Consider the following 14,006-nt stretch of genomic DNA (forward strand, 5'->3'; position numbering starts at 1 on the left):
ATCACCCTATGCCGCGGGCGGGCGCGGGCCAATCGGGTTGCGCCGGCGGGCCTTTCGCGGCGGGCGCGGCAGGATGGGCGCATGGAACGCTCACGCATCGCGGTGGCCGGCGCGTCCGGGCTCATCGGCAGCGCCCTGGTGCGCTCCCTGACCGCGGACGGGCACGAGGTGGTGCGCCTGGTGCGCCGGCCGCCCCGCGGCCCGGACGAGGTGCGCTGGGACCCGGAGGCGGGGCACGTGGACGCGTCCGGGCTCGCCGGGTGCGCCGCCGTGGTCAACCTCGCCGGGGCCGGGGTCGGCGACCACCGGTGGACCGAGGAGTACAAGCGGCGCATCCGCGACAGCCGGGTGCGCGGCACCGCGGCGCTCGCCGAGGCCGTCGCCCGCCTGGAGGCCGGGCCGCGGGTGTTCGTCAACGGCAGCGCCATCGGCTACTACGGCGACACCGGCGACCGCGCGGTCGACGAGGACGCGCCGGCCGGGGAGGGCTTCCTGGCCTCGGTGTGCGTGGCGTGGGAGGAGGCCGCGGCCCCCGCGCGGGAGGCGGGCGTGCGCACGGTGCTGGCCCGCACCGGCCTCGTGGTGGCCGCCGGCGGCGGTGCGTTCGGGCGGCTGCTGCCGCTGTTCCGGGCGGGGCTCGGGGGGCGGCTGGGCGACGGGCGGCAGTACTGGTCGTACATCGCGCTGCACGACGAGGTGGCCGCGCTGCGGCACCTGCTGGAGCGCGAGGACCTGTCCGGGCCGTTCAACCTCACCGCTCCGCAGCCGCTGACGAACCGCGAGATCACCCGGGCCCTGGCCCGGGTGCTGCGCCGCCCGGCGCCGATGGCCGTGCCGGCGCCCGTGCTGCGGGCGGTGCTCGGGGAGATGGCCGGGGACGTGCTGGGCAGCGCGCGGGTGCTGCCGAAGCGGCTGCTGGAGTCGGGGTTCGCCTTCGCGTTCCCCGACATCGAGGGGGCGGTGCGGGCGGCGCTGTGACGGCGCCGGCCGCCGTGCCGGGCGGGACGGGGGCGGCGGACGGCACCCGGTGGCCGGTGCCCGGTGCCGCCCCCGTGCTCCCGCGGCCACGGATTGGCCGGACCGTTTGCCACCGCCGCGACCGCGCCCGGAGCATTTACGACCGCCGCGCGACCGCGTCCGAAGCGCTTACGACCGACGTGCGACCGCCCCCGGACCGTTTGCGACCGCCGTGCGACCGTGCCCGGTGTGTGCGCGACTGCCGCCGACCGACCGGAAACCTACCCTCGATCCGAACTCGGGTATTTCCCGGGCCGGTTGGGGGCATGACGTCTCCAGCGGCCGCGCAGACCTCGAGGAGGGGCACGTGCTTGAGCCCATGTTCCAGGCGGACGTCGTCATCGTGGGGGCCGGGATCGCCGGGCTGTCCGCGGCACACCGGCTGACCGGCGCAGGAGTCGACACCGTGGTCCTGGAGGCCGCCCCGTACGTGGGCGGCCGCATGTCGACCGAGAAGGTGGACGGGTTCCGGCTGGACCGGGTCGGGCAGCTGCTGTCCACGTCGTATCCGGAACTGCGCCTGAGTCCCGGGCTCGACGCGCTCGCGCTGCGGCCCTTCGCGCCGGGCGTGCTGCTGCACAGCGCCGGCCGCCACCACCGGGCGGGCGCGCCGGCCGGCGGAGGGAGCACAAGGGGCGCACTGCATGCCGTACGCGCCCTGGCGAGCGCCCCCCGCCCGCCGTCGGCGCCCCGCACCCGGACGCCGGCCCCGCTGGGGAGCGCCGTGGACCAGGCCCGGCTGGGCACCGCCCTCACCCGCCTCGCGAGCACCCCGGTCGGACGGCTGATGACCCGCCCCGAGCTGCCCGCCGGGCAGGCGCTGGCCGCCCGGGGACTGCCCGCCCGCACCGTCGACGGCTTCCTGCGCCCGCTGCTCGCCGCGCTGCTGTGCGACCCGGAGCTGACCACGTCCAGCCGGTGCGCCGACCTGGCGCTGCGCGCCTTCGCCCGCGGCCGGCTCTGTCTGCCCGAGGGCGGCGCCGAGGCGCTGCCGGAGCTGCTGGCCCGCACCCTGCCGCCCGGCACCGTGCGCACCGGCGTGCGCGTCACCTCGGTCTCCACCACCGCGGTGACCACCGCGGAGCACGGTGTCGTGCGCTGCCGCGCCGTGCTGCTGGCGACCGACGCGCGGGCCGCGGCCGAGCTGCTGCCCGGCCTGCGGGTCCCGGACTTCCACCCGGTGACCGTCGTCCACCACACCGCGCAGGAGCCGCCGGCGACCGGCGCCTGGCTGCTGCTCGACGCCGACCGCGGCGGCCCCGTCGCCCACACCGCGGTGGTCAGCCGGGTCGACCCCTCCCGCGCCCCCGGGGGCCGTACGCTGATCTCGTCGACGGTGCTGGGCCCGCCCCCGGAGCACGTCGACGCGGCGGTGCGCGCCCACCTCGCCCGGCTCTACGGCACCTCCACGCGCCGCTGGGAGACCCTCGCCGTCCACCACACCCCCGAGGCCGTCCCCGCCATGCGCCCGCCCCACGACCTGCGCCGCCCGGTGCGTCTGCTGGCCGGCCTCTACGTGTGCGGCGACCACCGCGACACCAGCACCGTCCAGGGCGCCCTGCACTCCGCCCACCGCGCCGCGGCCGCCGTCCTGGCCGACCTGGGCGCGACGGGCTCGCTGCACCGCGCGGACCCGGTGCGGGCGAGCCAGGCGGCGTAAGTCCCGGCCGGGACCGGCGCACCGGGGCTTCGCCGCACCCGCGGCCGGCGCCGGCGGCGGCCAGTACCGCCCCACGGCCGGCGCCGCCCGCGGCCAGTACCACCCCGGGACCGGCGCCGCCAGAGGCTAGGTGAGCGCCGCCGCCTTCTCGCGGTACGCCCGGGCCGGTGCCGTCTCCCGGTACGGCTCCAGGCGGCGTTCGAAGTCGCGGACGTACTCCACCGCCCGCACGGAGCGCATCTCGGCGGCCTGCGCGGCCGCCTCGGCGGCGAGGTGGCAGGCCTGGTCGAGGTCGGCGAGGCCCAGCCGGGCGGTGGCCAGCACCAGCTTGCACAGCAGGCGGCTGCGGGTGTACGCGGCGGGGCGTAGCTGGAGCGAGCGCTCGGCCTGCTGGGCGGCGGGGCGGTACTGCTGCAGGTCGCGGTGGCAGTGGGCGAACTCGTCGGCCAGTTGCGCCTCGTCGAAGAACCGCGCCCAGGGCGGCACCTCGTCGCCGGGCCGGGCGCCCTCCAGCGCCCGCTCGGCCCGCACCAGGGAGGCGGCGCAGGCGCGTGTCTCGCCGAGCACCGCGTGCCCGCGCGCCTCGCAGGCGTGCAGCAGCGACTGCACCGCCGGCGGGACCCGGGTGCCGACGCCCTGCTGCGCCACCCTGGCCAGTTGCACCGCCTCCCGGCCGTGCCCGAGGTGGACGGCCTGCCGGCCCATGGTGACCAGCACGTACGCCCCGTACGCGCGGTCCCCGGCGGCCTGGGCGAGCCGCAGCGCCTGCACGAAGTAGCGCTGCGCCAGCCCGTGTGCGGCGATGTCGTACGACGTCCAGCCCAGCAGCCGGGTCAGGTCGGCGGCGGCCGCGAACAGGCGGCGGCCGGTCTGCTCGCCGTAGGTGCCGCGCAGCATCGGCTCGACCTCGTGCTCCAGGTAGCGCACGAGGGCCTGCCGGGCGTGCCCGCCGCCGTAGCCCTCGTCGAGGGAGCGGAAGAGGTCGGCGACCGAGCGCAGCGCGGCGATGTCGCCGGGGGTGACCCGCTGCCCCGGGAGCCGCTCGGTCTGGGCGCCTTGGCGGGGGACGCGCGCCTTCGACGGAGCCGCCGGCGCCGGCGGTTCGGCCGGCCGGCCCCCGCGGGTGGGCGCCTGGGCGGGGATGCGGGGCACCGGCCCGGCGGCCGGCCGCTCCCGGGCGACCTTCTCGTCGGCCTGCCCGATCAGCCAGTCGCGGCTGGGCACGACCAGCCCGGCCGGTGTGAAGGCGATCTTGCGCAGTTCGGCGTGGCTGCCGGAGTCCTTGCGCCACAGGCCGCTGACGATGTCGACGGCCTCCTGCGGGCTGCCGGCGTACTCCAGCCCGGCGTAGACCGGCGCGCAGGCGTCCAGGCCGAGGTCCTGGGCGGTGAGCCGGCGCCCGAGCCGCCGGGTGAAGACCTCCGCGATCAGGGCGGGCGTGGCCCCGCGCGGCTGCTGCCCGCGCAGCCACCGGGTCACCGACGTCTTGTCGTATCTGAGGTCCAGGCCGTGTTCGAGTCCGAGTTGGTCCACACGACGGGCCAGACCTGCGTTGGAGAACCCCGCTTCTGCGATGAGTGCGGCGAGCTGGCGGTTGGGGGTGCGCTGCGCGGGTCGTTCCGTCATCTGCGGTGCGCTCTCCTGCCTTCCGGCTCCGGGAAGTGCCCGGACTGCCCGTGAACAGCTCCGATGGCCTCATGAACGGCGCGAATGTAGCGGAGCGTGAACGGGCGGTCGCAGGCTTCCCCGTGCATTCATCCGATCGGGTGAGAAGCGCCCGCGGCGCTGACATCCCGCCGTCGGACGTACAGTGGCGTGGGCGCCGTACGCGCCTGACGAAGCCGTCGATGAGGGAGGCGCTTGCCGTGAGTGAGGTGCGGTTCGTCCACCTGGGGTTCGGTGCGGACGCCGTCGACTACCAGGTCGCCTGGGAGGAGCAGCGCCGCGTGCACGCGGCCCGGTTCGCGGACGAGATCCCCGACACCGTGCTGCTGCTGGAGCATCCCCCGGTGTACACGGCGGGCCGGCGCACGGCCGACAGCGAGCGCCCGCTGGACGGCACCCCCGTGATCGACGTCGACCGCGGCGGCAAGATCACCTGGCACGGCCCGGGCCAGCTGGTCGGCTACCCCATCCAGAAGCTGCCGCGCCCGGTGGACGTCGTCGCGCACGTGCGGCGCCTGGAGGAGGCCCTGATCCGCACCTGCGCGGAGTTCGGCCTCGAGACCACCCGGGTCGAGGGCCGCAGCGGCGTGTGGGTGCTGGGCGACCCGATCGAGCAGCGGCCGTCCCTCGGCGGCCTCTCCCTGGACTTCGACCCCCGCCTGCACGACGAGGAGTTCGACCCGCGCCTCAACGGCCCCGAGTACGCGCCCTCCAACGCCGGCCAGCGGCGCGAGGACCGCAAGCTGGCGGCGATCGGCGTGCGCGTGGCCAAGGGCGTCACGATGCACGGGTTCGCGCTCAACGTGAACCCCGACACCACCTGGTTCGACCGGATCATCCCCTGCGGCATCCGCGACGCCGGCGTCACCTCCCTCGCCCACGAACTCGGCCGCGACATCACCGTCCAGGACGTGCTGCCGGTGGTGGAGCGCCACCTGCGCGAGGTGCTGGGCAACGCCGAACTCAAGCCGCGGGAGGTCGAGAGGACCCCGGCGGCCTGACCACCGGGCCCGGCCGCCACCGGGCCACCGAAACGACGGGCGTACCCTGAGATACGCCGAGGAATCAATCGCTAGGGAGCCGACGTGTCCGCAGTCGCACCCGACGGACGCAAGTTGCTGCGCCTGGAGGTCCGCAACAGCCAGACCCCCATCGAGCGCAAGCCCGAGTGGATCAAGACCCGGGCGAAAATGGGCCCCGAGTACACGAAGATGCAGAACCTCGTCAAGAGCGAGGGCCTGCACACGGTCTGCCAGGAAGCCGGCTGCCCGAACATCTACGAGTGCTGGGAGGACCGCGAGGCCACCTTCCTCATCGGCGGCGACCAGTGCACCCGGCGCTGCGACTTCTGCCAGATCGACACCGGCAAGCCGCAGGCGCTGGACCGCGACGAGCCGCGCCGCGTGGGCGAGTCCGTGGTCGCGATGGACCTCAACTACGCCACCGTCACCGGTGTCGCCCGCGACGACCTGGAGGACGGCGGCGCCTGGCTGTACGCCGAGACCGTCCGGCAGATCCACCAGCAAACTGCCGGCCGCGAGGGCGGCCACACCAAGGTCGAGTTGCTCGCCCCGGACTTCAACGCCGACCCGGAGCAGCTCCAGGAGGTCTTCTCCGCCCGCCCGGAGGTCTTCGCGCACAACATCGAGACGGTCCCGCGGATCTTCAAGCGCATCCGGCCCGGCTTCCGCTACGAGCGCTCCCTGAAGGTGCTGACCATGGCCCGCGAGTACGGCCTGGTCACCAAGTCGAACCTGATCCTCGGCATGGGCGAGACCCGTGAGGAGGTCGTCGAGGCGCTGCGCGACCTGCACGAGGCGGGCTGCGAGCTGGTCACCATCACCCAGTACCTGCGCCCGTCCGTGCGCCACCACCCGGTGGAGCGCTGGGTCAAGCCGCAGGAGTTCGTGGAGCTGAAGGAGGAGGCCGAGCGGATCGGCTTCTCCGGCGTGATGTCCGGCCCGCTGGTCCGCTCCTCCTACCGCGCCGGCCGCCTGTACCAGATGGCGATCGAGAAGCGCGGGGAGTACGTCGCCGCACAGGCAGTCTGACGGAGCGTCACCCGTTGCCTCACCCGTTCTGCCCCGCCGGGCGCGGGGCAGGCGTGTGAACTCACGCACAAGAACCTACTCGCGAGTAGCGACCGGATCCGCGCGGTCCCGGCCATCGTCCCAGATGAGGGCGGTGACCAGGGCCGCGCCGCCGTTCCACGGCCGCCCGCCGGGGCTTCACGGCCGTTTGACCCGCCGGTCACGCCCTGGTAACACCAATCAGTGACGCTGGCCTCACAGCGTGTACCGCCACGTGCACCGCCATACCCGAAGCCGTTTCGAGGGGGGACCTCTCATGCAGGCCGCACCCGTCCGAGCCACAGCGATTCCGTCCTTCACCGAGGCCCTGCGCGCCGTCGAGTCGCTGCTCATGAGGGGCGGCCAGCGCACGGCCCGGCGCAACGCGTGGACGTCCGTCCTGGAGGACCGCCGCCGCGCCAAGGACCGCGTCGAGGCGCAGCGCGTCCTGGAGCAGCACTTCGCCTCCCGCTCCTGACCGCCCCGCGGCCGTCCGCGGACGTCCGCGACCGTTCGTGGCCGGCCGCGCCCGCCGCGCCCGCGGACGGGGCACCGCCGTCGTCGGCGCCTGCCGGGGCCACGTAGACTGCGTGCCATGGCGAGGAAGGAAACTGCAGCGGACGCTGCGAACCCGGGGCGACTGAAGCAGATCGCCCTCACCTACCGGATGACCCGCAAGGTCGATCCGAGGATCGGCCTGGTGCTCGCGGCCGTGGGCATCGTCACCTTCGGCGTCCTCCTCGCGATCGGCTTCCTGATCGGCCACCCGGTCTACCTGGGCATCCTCGGTCTGCTGCTCGCCCTCCTCGCGACGGCGATCGTCTTCGGACGCCGGGCCGAACGCGCCGCCTTCGGACAGATGGAGGGGCAGCCGGGCGCGGCCGCGGCGGTGCTGGACAACATCGGCCGGGGCTGGACCACGACGCCGGCGGTGGCGATGAACCGCAACCAGGACGTGGTGCACCGCGCGGTCGGCAAGGCCGGCATCGTGCTGGTCGCCGAGGGCAACCCGAACCGGGTGAAGTCCCTGCTCGCCGCCGAGAAGAAGAAGATGAACCGCATCGTCGCCGACGTGCCGGTGCACGACATCATCATCGGCAACGGCGAGGGCCAGGTCGAGCTGAAGAAGCTGCGCACCACGATGCTCAAGCTGCCGCGCGTGCTGACCGGCCCGCAGGTCACCGCCACCAACGACCGGCTGCGCGCCCTCGGCGACCTGATGAGCAACATGCCGCTGCCCAAGGGCCCGCTGCCCAAGGGCATGCGGATGCCGAAGGGCGGGCCGCGACTGCGCTGAGCGCACCGGCCACGACGGGAAGCGCACCGCCTACGGCGAGGGGGCGCCCGGTATCTCCGGGCGCCCCCTCGCCGTAGGTGCGGTGTCCGCGTCTGCGCCTGTGTCCGTCGGGCCTGTGTCCGCGCCCGCGCCTGTGTCCGTGCCCGTGTCCGTGTCCGTGTCCGTGTCCGTCGGAACCGTACCCGCCGGGCGCCTTCGCGGAAGCCGGACGCCCGTCAGATCCGTACCTCGACCGTCCCGTCAGATCCGTACCTCGACCGTCCCGGCCAGCCGGTCGTGCAGCCCGCGCCCGTCGCGGTCCCAGATCAGGGCCGGGATCGCCAGACACAGCAGGACCGTGCGCAGCAGCGCCCGCAGCGGCTCCACGCGGCCGGAGGCGACGGCGACCACCCGCAGGCCGAACAGACGCTTGCCGGGGGTGAAGCCGACCGTGCCGACCGTGAGGATGCCGAGGACGAGGAAGACGAGCAGGGCCCAGTTGCCGGTCGCCTGGTCGTAGCCGTGGGTGATGAGACCGTATGCGATCAGCATGCACAGGGCCCAGTCGACGGCGAGGGCGCCCAGCCGCCGCCCGGGCCGGGCGATCGACCCCGGCCCCTGCTCCGGCAGGCCGAGCTGCCGGCCCCGGTACCCGAAGTCCGCTCCGGCCTCCTCCAGGGCCGCGCGGGGCCCGGAGAGCCACGATCCGACTGCTTGCCTCTTGTCCACGCGTCCACGGTACTGCCCGGGTGCGGACCCGGGGCGCGCCGGGGTGTAGCCGGGGTTCCCCGGGGTGTGCGCGGCCGCCGCCGGCGCCGGGCCGGTTAACTTCTGCGAAACAAACGGGTCACGCACGAGAAATCACCCGCCCCTAGGGTCGAGGCCAGCGTGTGCCACCGCACTGGCCGCACGAACGAACTACCACCCCGGTACGGACGGGTCCGGGAGTAGGAGGAGCTGGATGTTCCAGAACGCCGACGAGGCCAAGAAGTTCATCGCGGACGAGGACGTCAAGTTCATCGACGTCCGGTTCTGCGACCTGCCCGGCATCATGCAGCACTTCACGGTGCCGGTCGAGGCGTTCGACCCGGACGACGAGCTGGCCTTCGACGGGTCGTCGATCCGCGGTTTCCAGGCCATCCACGAGTCCGACATGGCGCTGCGTGCGGACCTGTCCACCGCCCGGGTCGACCCGTTCCGCAAGGACAAGACGCTCAACATCAACTTCTTCATCCACGACCCGATCACGGGCGAGCAGTACTCCCGTGACCCGCGCAACGTGGCGAAGAAGGCCGAGGCGTACCTCGCCTCCACCGGCATCGCCGACACCGCGTTCTTCGGTCCCGAGGCCGAGTTCTACGTCTTCGACAGCGTCCGCTTCGCGACCAGCGCGAACGAGTCCTTCTACCACATCGACTCCGAGGCCGGCGCCTGGAACACCGGTGCGCTGGAGGACAACCGCGGCTACAAGGTCCGCTACAAGGGCGGCTACTTCCCGGTCCCGCCGGTCGACCACTTCGCCGACCTGCGCGCCGAGATCACCCTGGAGCTGGAGCGGGCCGGCCTGAAGGTCGAGCGCCAGCACCACGAGGTGGGCACCGCCGGCCAGGCCGAGATCAACTACAAGTTCAACACGCTGCTGGCCGCCGCCGACGACCTCCAGCTCTTCAAGTACATCGTGAAGAACGTCGCCTGGCGCAACGGCAAGACGGCGACCTTCATGCCGAAGCCGATCTTCGGCGACAACGGCTCGGGCATGCACGTCCACCAGTCCCTGTGGCTGGGCGGCGAGCCGCTCTTCTACGACGAGCAGGGCTACGCCGGCCTGTCCGACACCGCCCGCTACTACATCGGCGGCATCCTCAAGCACGCCCCGGCGCTGCTGGCGTTCACCAACCCGACGGTGAACTCCTACCACCGCCTGGTCCCGGGCTTCGAGGCGCCGGTGAACCTGGTGTACTCGCAGCGCAACCGCTCCGCCGCGATCCGCATCCCGATCACCGGCTCCAACCCGAAGGCCAAGCGCATCGAGTTCCGCGCCCCGGACTCCTCCGGCAACCCCTACCTGGCCTTCTCCGCGCTGCTGCTGGCCGGCCTGGACGGCATCAAGAACAAGATCGAGCCGGCCGAGCCGATCGACAAGGACCTCTACGAGCTGCCCCCGGAGGAGCACGCCAACGTCCCGCAGGTCCCGACCTCCCTGTCGGCCGTCCTCGACGCCCTCGAGGCCGACCACGAGTTCCTGCTCCAGGGCGACGTGTTCACCGCCGACCTGATCGAGACCTGGATCGACTACAAGCGCAGCAACGAGATCGCCCCGCTGCAGCTGCGCCCGCACCCGCACGAGTTCGAGCTCTACTTCGACGTGTGAGAAGCGGGGCCGGGCGCCCTGGGCGGAGATCCAGTAAACAGGCTGTGACCCGCGAACTTTTCTCAATAGTTCTCGCGGTTGCCGTCTGCTCTCCGGCCCCTTGTGCACCAAGCGTGCACCATCCGGCCGCTTCCCCGGCTCAGTGCCAAGAACACAGCGAGGGCCGCTACCCCATGGTCGGGGTAGCGGCCCTCGCCGGCTCGTCCAGGCTCTGTGTGCGGCGGCAGCCTTCTTGGTCTCCTGGCAAGGGGCCAGGTCGGTGACCTGCGTAGGTCCGGCCCCAGCGATCTCTGCGCCCAGGTCTTCAGTCCCAACCGTCCAAGGACACCTGTGGCCCACCGGTCAGGTAGCGGTGGAGGGCGCTGGCGGTGGTCTCCACGAATTCCTCGGGAATGGCGTCGGCGTGGACCCAGCGGACTTGGGCGTGCTTACGGGGTTCGCGGTTCTCGGGCTCGCCGGACCACTCGTGGGCGACGAAGACGACCGTGAGGAAGCCGTTGGGGGCTTCGACGCCCCAGGCGCCGTGGATGATGTGGGCGACCTTGAGCGACTCGGGCTTTACCGTCAGGCCGGTCTCCTCGTACAGCTCGCGGACGGCGGTTTCGGTGATGGGCTCGCCTGGTTCGCTCTTGCCGACGGGGAGGTCCCACATGCCCTGGGCGAACTTGGCGTTCTGGCTGCGCTGGAGGAGGACCACGCGGTTGGTGGCCTTGTCGTGGACGATGACGGCGGCGACCAGCAGGGTCATGGATGCGAGGGCGGGCGAGAGGGCCTTGGGGTGGTCGTCGGTCTGCGGCTGAGCCACGGTTACGTCCCTTCGTCGGCCGGTTGTGGGCAGCTTAGGCCAGTGCTTCGCGTGCACGACGGGCGAGTTCCGCGGCGCCGGGCACTTTGCGCCGCTGGTAGACCGCCAAGGTCGATCGGATGGAGGTGATCGCCTTGCGGGTACGGTCGGAGGTCATGCCGTCCATCAGTGTGAGGGCCTCGCTCCAGGCGGCGACGGCTTCGTCGGCGCGGGCCTGGGCGGCGAGGCTGTCGCCGAGGTCGGCGTAGGTGAGGGCGTGGACGCGCTTGTACTTCACGGGGTCCCAGCGGAGGAGCGCGTCGCGGTGCTGTTGCTCGGTTCCGACGTGATCGGCGAGGTCGGTGAGGGTGCGGGCCGTGTGGCTGGCGACGGTGCCGGCGGCGGGTCCGCTGACGAGGGAGAAGCTGGGCTGGGGGCCGTCATCGCGGAGCAGGGCGTCTTCAGCGGCGAGGAGGGCGCGGGCCGCTGCGGGTTTCTCGTTGACGGCGGCGAAGGCGCGGGCGTGGGTGATGTGGAGCAGTGCCTCGGTCTGGCCGTCGACGTGGCCGAGTCCGCGGCTGAGGGCGCCTTCGACGAGGTCGACGCAGTGGTGGGGCTGCTTGAGGCTGAGGGCCTGGTGGGCGAGGGCGCGCATCATCCAGGCGGCGTGGCCGTGCGGGTCGGCTTCGCAGGCGAGTTGGTAGCCGACCTGGTAGTAGCGCTGGGCGGCGCCTTCCTGGCCGAGGTCGTGGTGTTTCCAGCCCGCGAGGTAGGCCAGTTCGGCGACGGCGCCGAAGGCGGCCCGGCGTAAGGCTTCTGTGGCGAAGCGGGCGCGCAGCATGGGGGCGGCGGTGTCGGCGAGGTAGGCGGTGACGGTGGTGAGCCCGTGGCCGCCGCCCAGGCGTTCGTCGGCCGCGCTGAACGCGGTCGTGCTCTGGCGGACCACGTCGACGTCTTCCGCCCCGACAAGGGTCCTGCCGGTGCGTGCGCGGAGCATGCGGGATACGGCTTCGTGGTCGTAGGCCAGGGGCATGGCCACGCCTGCGGTGGTGAAGGCGGCCACGGCGAGGAAGCGGCGTCGTTCCATGTCGGCGCGGCCCAGGTCGGTGACCGTGACGACGGGGTCGGGGTCGTCGGGGACGGCGGCCTCGGGGTCGCGCAGGCCGATCTCGGTGAGGGTGACGGTGCGGCCGGCCCGGCGGGAGAGGGCCTCCGCCAGGTAATGGCCGGTCCGTCCGGTGGGCTGACGCGTGCCGTTGACCCAGTGGGAGATCGCCGACCGGTAGGCGGTGCGGGTCTCGGTGTGGCTCGTTCCACTCCGCGCCGGTCTTCGCGGCGGCCTCGGCCTCGCTGAGTTCCTGCGCAGCATGCGCTCAGCCGCCGACCGGACCCGTTCGAGCCGTCCGCTGAACGTAGCGGCTCCAGCAGGCGGAGCAAGTCATGCTGGGACAGGACCATCGTGGGTCTCCCGGGTTGAACTGATCTTTATCTCAGGGAGCGTTGCGCGGTGGCCCGCTCCACCGGCAGGGAGCGGAACCTACGTGCGCACGCGCCCCGGCGCACACCTGCGGCTTGATCGGCTGCACCAACCAGCGGGACGCCATCCATCTGCGCAGGTCGGGAGTTTTGTCGAGCTGTACTTCGACGTGTGATCGACGCCGTGTGAGGCTCCCCCGGGGAGCGTTCCCGGGAACTCGGGCTGTGCCCCCGCCGTTCTTCTGACGGCGGGGGCACAGCCCTCTGCGTGCGCTGCGGGAGGGGAGAGGTGGACGGGGATGGCCGAGCACGACGACCTGGAGCGGGAGTTCGATCACGCGTGGGTGCGTGAGGCCCGGCACAAGGAGCCCTCCGCCCGTGCCCGGATGCTGGCCGCGCGCTGGAAGCACGACCCGCCCGGACCGGTGCCGTTCCGCCCCGACCCGGACCCGGTGCGGCGGCGGTCGCGCATACGGCCGAGAAGGCCGCGGTCGCAGGCACGGTCGTGGTCGCAGGCGCGGTCGTGGTCGCGGCCGGGGACGCGGTCGCCGTGGGTGTCGGTGCTGATCGTGCTCGGCGGGATCGCGGTGCTCATCGTGCTGCTGGGATACGCCGGTGTCCGCGGCCCGTACTGACCGCCCGGCCTGTGCCGCGACCGGACCTGATCACGACCCCGCCATGGGCACCCGCGGGTGCACACTGGATGCGGGGCGAGTGCGCGAGCACGGCACGTGCCGACGTGCCTGACTGCGGGGTGATGCAGATGCGGAGCCGCTTCCGAAGCGACCGGCGGCTGACGGCGCGCATGGGGATCACGCTGTTCCTGCTCGGGTTGCTCTACGTCGGATTCGTCGCGGCGCTGATCGTGCTGCTGAAGTCCTGGGTGCTCGTCGTGGTGCTCGCGGCGGTGCTGCTGGGCGCGCAGTACTGGTTCTCCGACCGCATCGCGCTGTTCGCGATGCACGGGCGGGTCGTGGAGCGCGAGGAGTACCCGGAGCTGCACGCGGTGGTCGACCGGCTGTGCGCGATGGCTGACATGCCCCGCCCCGTGGTCGCCGTGTCCGACATGGACATGCCCAACGCGTTCGCCACCGGGCGCAACGCCGACAACGCCGTGGTCTGCGTCACCACCGGGCTGCTGCGCCGCCTGGAGCCGGCGGAGCTGGAGGGCGTGCTGGCGCACGAGCTGTCGCACGTGGCGCACAAGGACGTCGCGGTGATCACCGTGGCGTCGTTCCTCGGGGTGATCGCCGGGCTGGTCGTGCGGTTCGCGTTCTACTCGCAGCTGTTCGGGGGCCGCGGCCGCAAGGACCAGAACACGGTCGCCGTGTTCGCCGCCGTGATCGGCGTCTCCGCGGCCGTGTACGCGCTGAGCTACCTGCTGATCCGGGCGCTGTCGCGGTACCGGGAGCTGGCCGCGGACCGGGCGGCCGCGCTGCTGACCGGGCGGCCCTCGGCACTGGCGGCGGCGCTGACCAAGGTCTCCGGCGACATCGCCCGCATCCCGTCGAAGGACCTGCGCACGGCGCAGGCGTTCAACGCGTTCTACTTCACCCCGGCGACGGGCTCCGGGTCCGGCTTCGAGCGGATCTTCTCCACCCACCCGACGCTCGAGCAGCGGCTGGAGCAACTGGGGCGGATCTCCGCGGAGCTGGGCGAGGCCGCGGCGCCGGGGAAGGCGGACTGAG

Annotated in this window: 13 protein-coding genes; 9 read left to right on the top strand and 4 right to left on the bottom strand. The window is 73.1% G+C overall.

Features of this window, described 5'->3' with window-relative positions:
- The first annotated feature begins 81 nt into the window (after window positions 1-81).
- Both IE225_RS02190 and IE225_RS02195 read left to right on the top strand, forming a co-directional pair.
- Window positions 82-978 (top strand): TIGR01777 family oxidoreductase, encoded by an 897-nt coding sequence (locus tag IE225_RS02190; RefSeq protein WP_190055532.1) that lies wholly within the window; start codon window positions 82-84, stop codon window positions 976-978.
- 346 nt (window positions 979-1,324) lie between these two features.
- Window positions 1,325-2,677, top strand: coding sequence for an NAD(P)/FAD-dependent oxidoreductase (locus tag IE225_RS02195; protein ID WP_190055533.1), 1,353 nt, complete (start codon window positions 1,325-1,327; stop codon window positions 2,675-2,677).
- Between the two features lie 126 nt (window positions 2,678-2,803).
- On the opposite strand, the gene IE225_RS02200 is transcribed toward IE225_RS02195, so the two are convergent.
- The gene (locus tag IE225_RS02200) at window positions 2,804-4,303 is read right to left on the bottom strand and encodes an NsdA family TPR-like regulatory protein (RefSeq protein ID WP_190055534.1); all 1,500 of its coding nucleotides are present in this window, start codon (window positions 4,301-4,303) and stop codon (window positions 2,804-2,806) included.
- Between the two features lie 239 nt (window positions 4,304-4,542).
- Between IE225_RS02200 and lipB the strand changes: the two genes are divergently transcribed.
- The 4 genes from lipB to IE225_RS02220 all read left to right on the top strand — a co-directional run bounded on the left by lipB (window position 4,543) and on the right by IE225_RS02220 (window position 7,708).
- A complete protein-coding gene (lipB, locus tag IE225_RS02205) occupies window positions 4,543-5,343 on the top strand; it encodes a lipoyl(octanoyl) transferase LipB (RefSeq protein WP_190055535.1) in 801 nt (266 codons plus the stop codon).
- Window positions 5,344-5,427: 84 nt separating this feature from the next.
- Window positions 5,428-6,393, top strand: a complete 966-nt coding sequence (gene lipA, locus IE225_RS02210; protein WP_190055536.1) for a lipoyl synthase — start codon at window positions 5,428-5,430, stop codon at window positions 6,391-6,393.
- Between the two features lie 295 nt (window positions 6,394-6,688).
- On the top strand, window positions 6,689-6,889 hold the full coding sequence (locus IE225_RS02215; protein WP_190055537.1) for an SCO2195 family GlnR-regulated protein: 201 nt from the start codon (window positions 6,689-6,691) through the stop codon (window positions 6,887-6,889).
- A gap of 117 nt (window positions 6,890-7,006) precedes the next feature.
- On the top strand, window positions 7,007-7,708 hold the full coding sequence (locus IE225_RS02220) for a DUF4191 domain-containing protein (protein WP_190055538.1): 702 nt from the start codon (window positions 7,007-7,009) through the stop codon (window positions 7,706-7,708).
- A gap of 240 nt (window positions 7,709-7,948) precedes the next feature.
- Here the strand turns inward: IE225_RS02220 and IE225_RS02225 are convergent, their stop codons facing one another.
- The gene (locus tag IE225_RS02225) at window positions 7,949-8,416 is read right to left on the bottom strand and encodes an RDD family protein (RefSeq protein ID WP_190055539.1); all 468 of its coding nucleotides are present in this window, start codon (window positions 8,414-8,416) and stop codon (window positions 7,949-7,951) included.
- Window positions 8,417-8,648: 232 nt separating this feature from the next.
- Here IE225_RS02225 and glnA point away from each other — a divergent pair, with 232 nt between their 5' ends.
- The gene (glnA, locus tag IE225_RS02230) at window positions 8,649-10,058 is read left to right on the top strand and encodes a type I glutamate--ammonia ligase (RefSeq protein ID WP_190055540.1); all 1,410 of its coding nucleotides are present in this window, start codon (window positions 8,649-8,651) and stop codon (window positions 10,056-10,058) included.
- Between the two features lie 304 nt (window positions 10,059-10,362).
- Here the strand turns inward: glnA and IE225_RS02235 are convergent, their stop codons facing one another.
- Window positions 10,363-10,863 (bottom strand): NUDIX domain-containing protein, encoded by a 501-nt coding sequence (locus tag IE225_RS02235; RefSeq protein ID WP_190055541.1) that lies wholly within the window; start codon window positions 10,861-10,863, stop codon window positions 10,363-10,365.
- A 34-nt stretch (window positions 10,864-10,897) separates the two neighbouring features.
- A complete protein-coding gene (locus IE225_RS02240) occupies window positions 10,898-12,211 on the bottom strand; it encodes an NsdA family TPR-like regulatory protein (RefSeq protein WP_229879137.1) in 1,314 nt (437 codons plus the stop codon).
- Window positions 12,212-12,617: 406 nt separating this feature from the next.
- Between IE225_RS02240 and IE225_RS02245 the strand changes: the two genes are divergently transcribed.
- Together IE225_RS02245 and htpX are read left to right on the top strand one after the other, a co-directional pair.
- Window positions 12,618-12,953 (top strand): SCO2583/SCO2584 N-terminal domain-containing protein, encoded by a 336-nt coding sequence (locus IE225_RS02245; RefSeq protein WP_190055542.1) that lies wholly within the window; start codon window positions 12,618-12,620, stop codon window positions 12,951-12,953.
- A 128-nt stretch (window positions 12,954-13,081) separates the two neighbouring features.
- The gene (gene htpX, locus IE225_RS02250) at window positions 13,082-14,005 is read left to right on the top strand and encodes a zinc metalloprotease HtpX (RefSeq protein WP_190055543.1); all 924 of its coding nucleotides are present in this window, start codon (window positions 13,082-13,084) and stop codon (window positions 14,003-14,005) included.
- Window position 14,006: the final 1 nt, after the last annotated feature.

Origin of the sequence: Streptomyces echinoruber (assembly GCF_014651135.1) — a bacterium.
GTDB classification, from domain to species: domain Bacteria; phylum Actinomycetota; class Actinomycetes; order Streptomycetales; family Streptomycetaceae; genus Streptomyces; species Streptomyces echinoruber.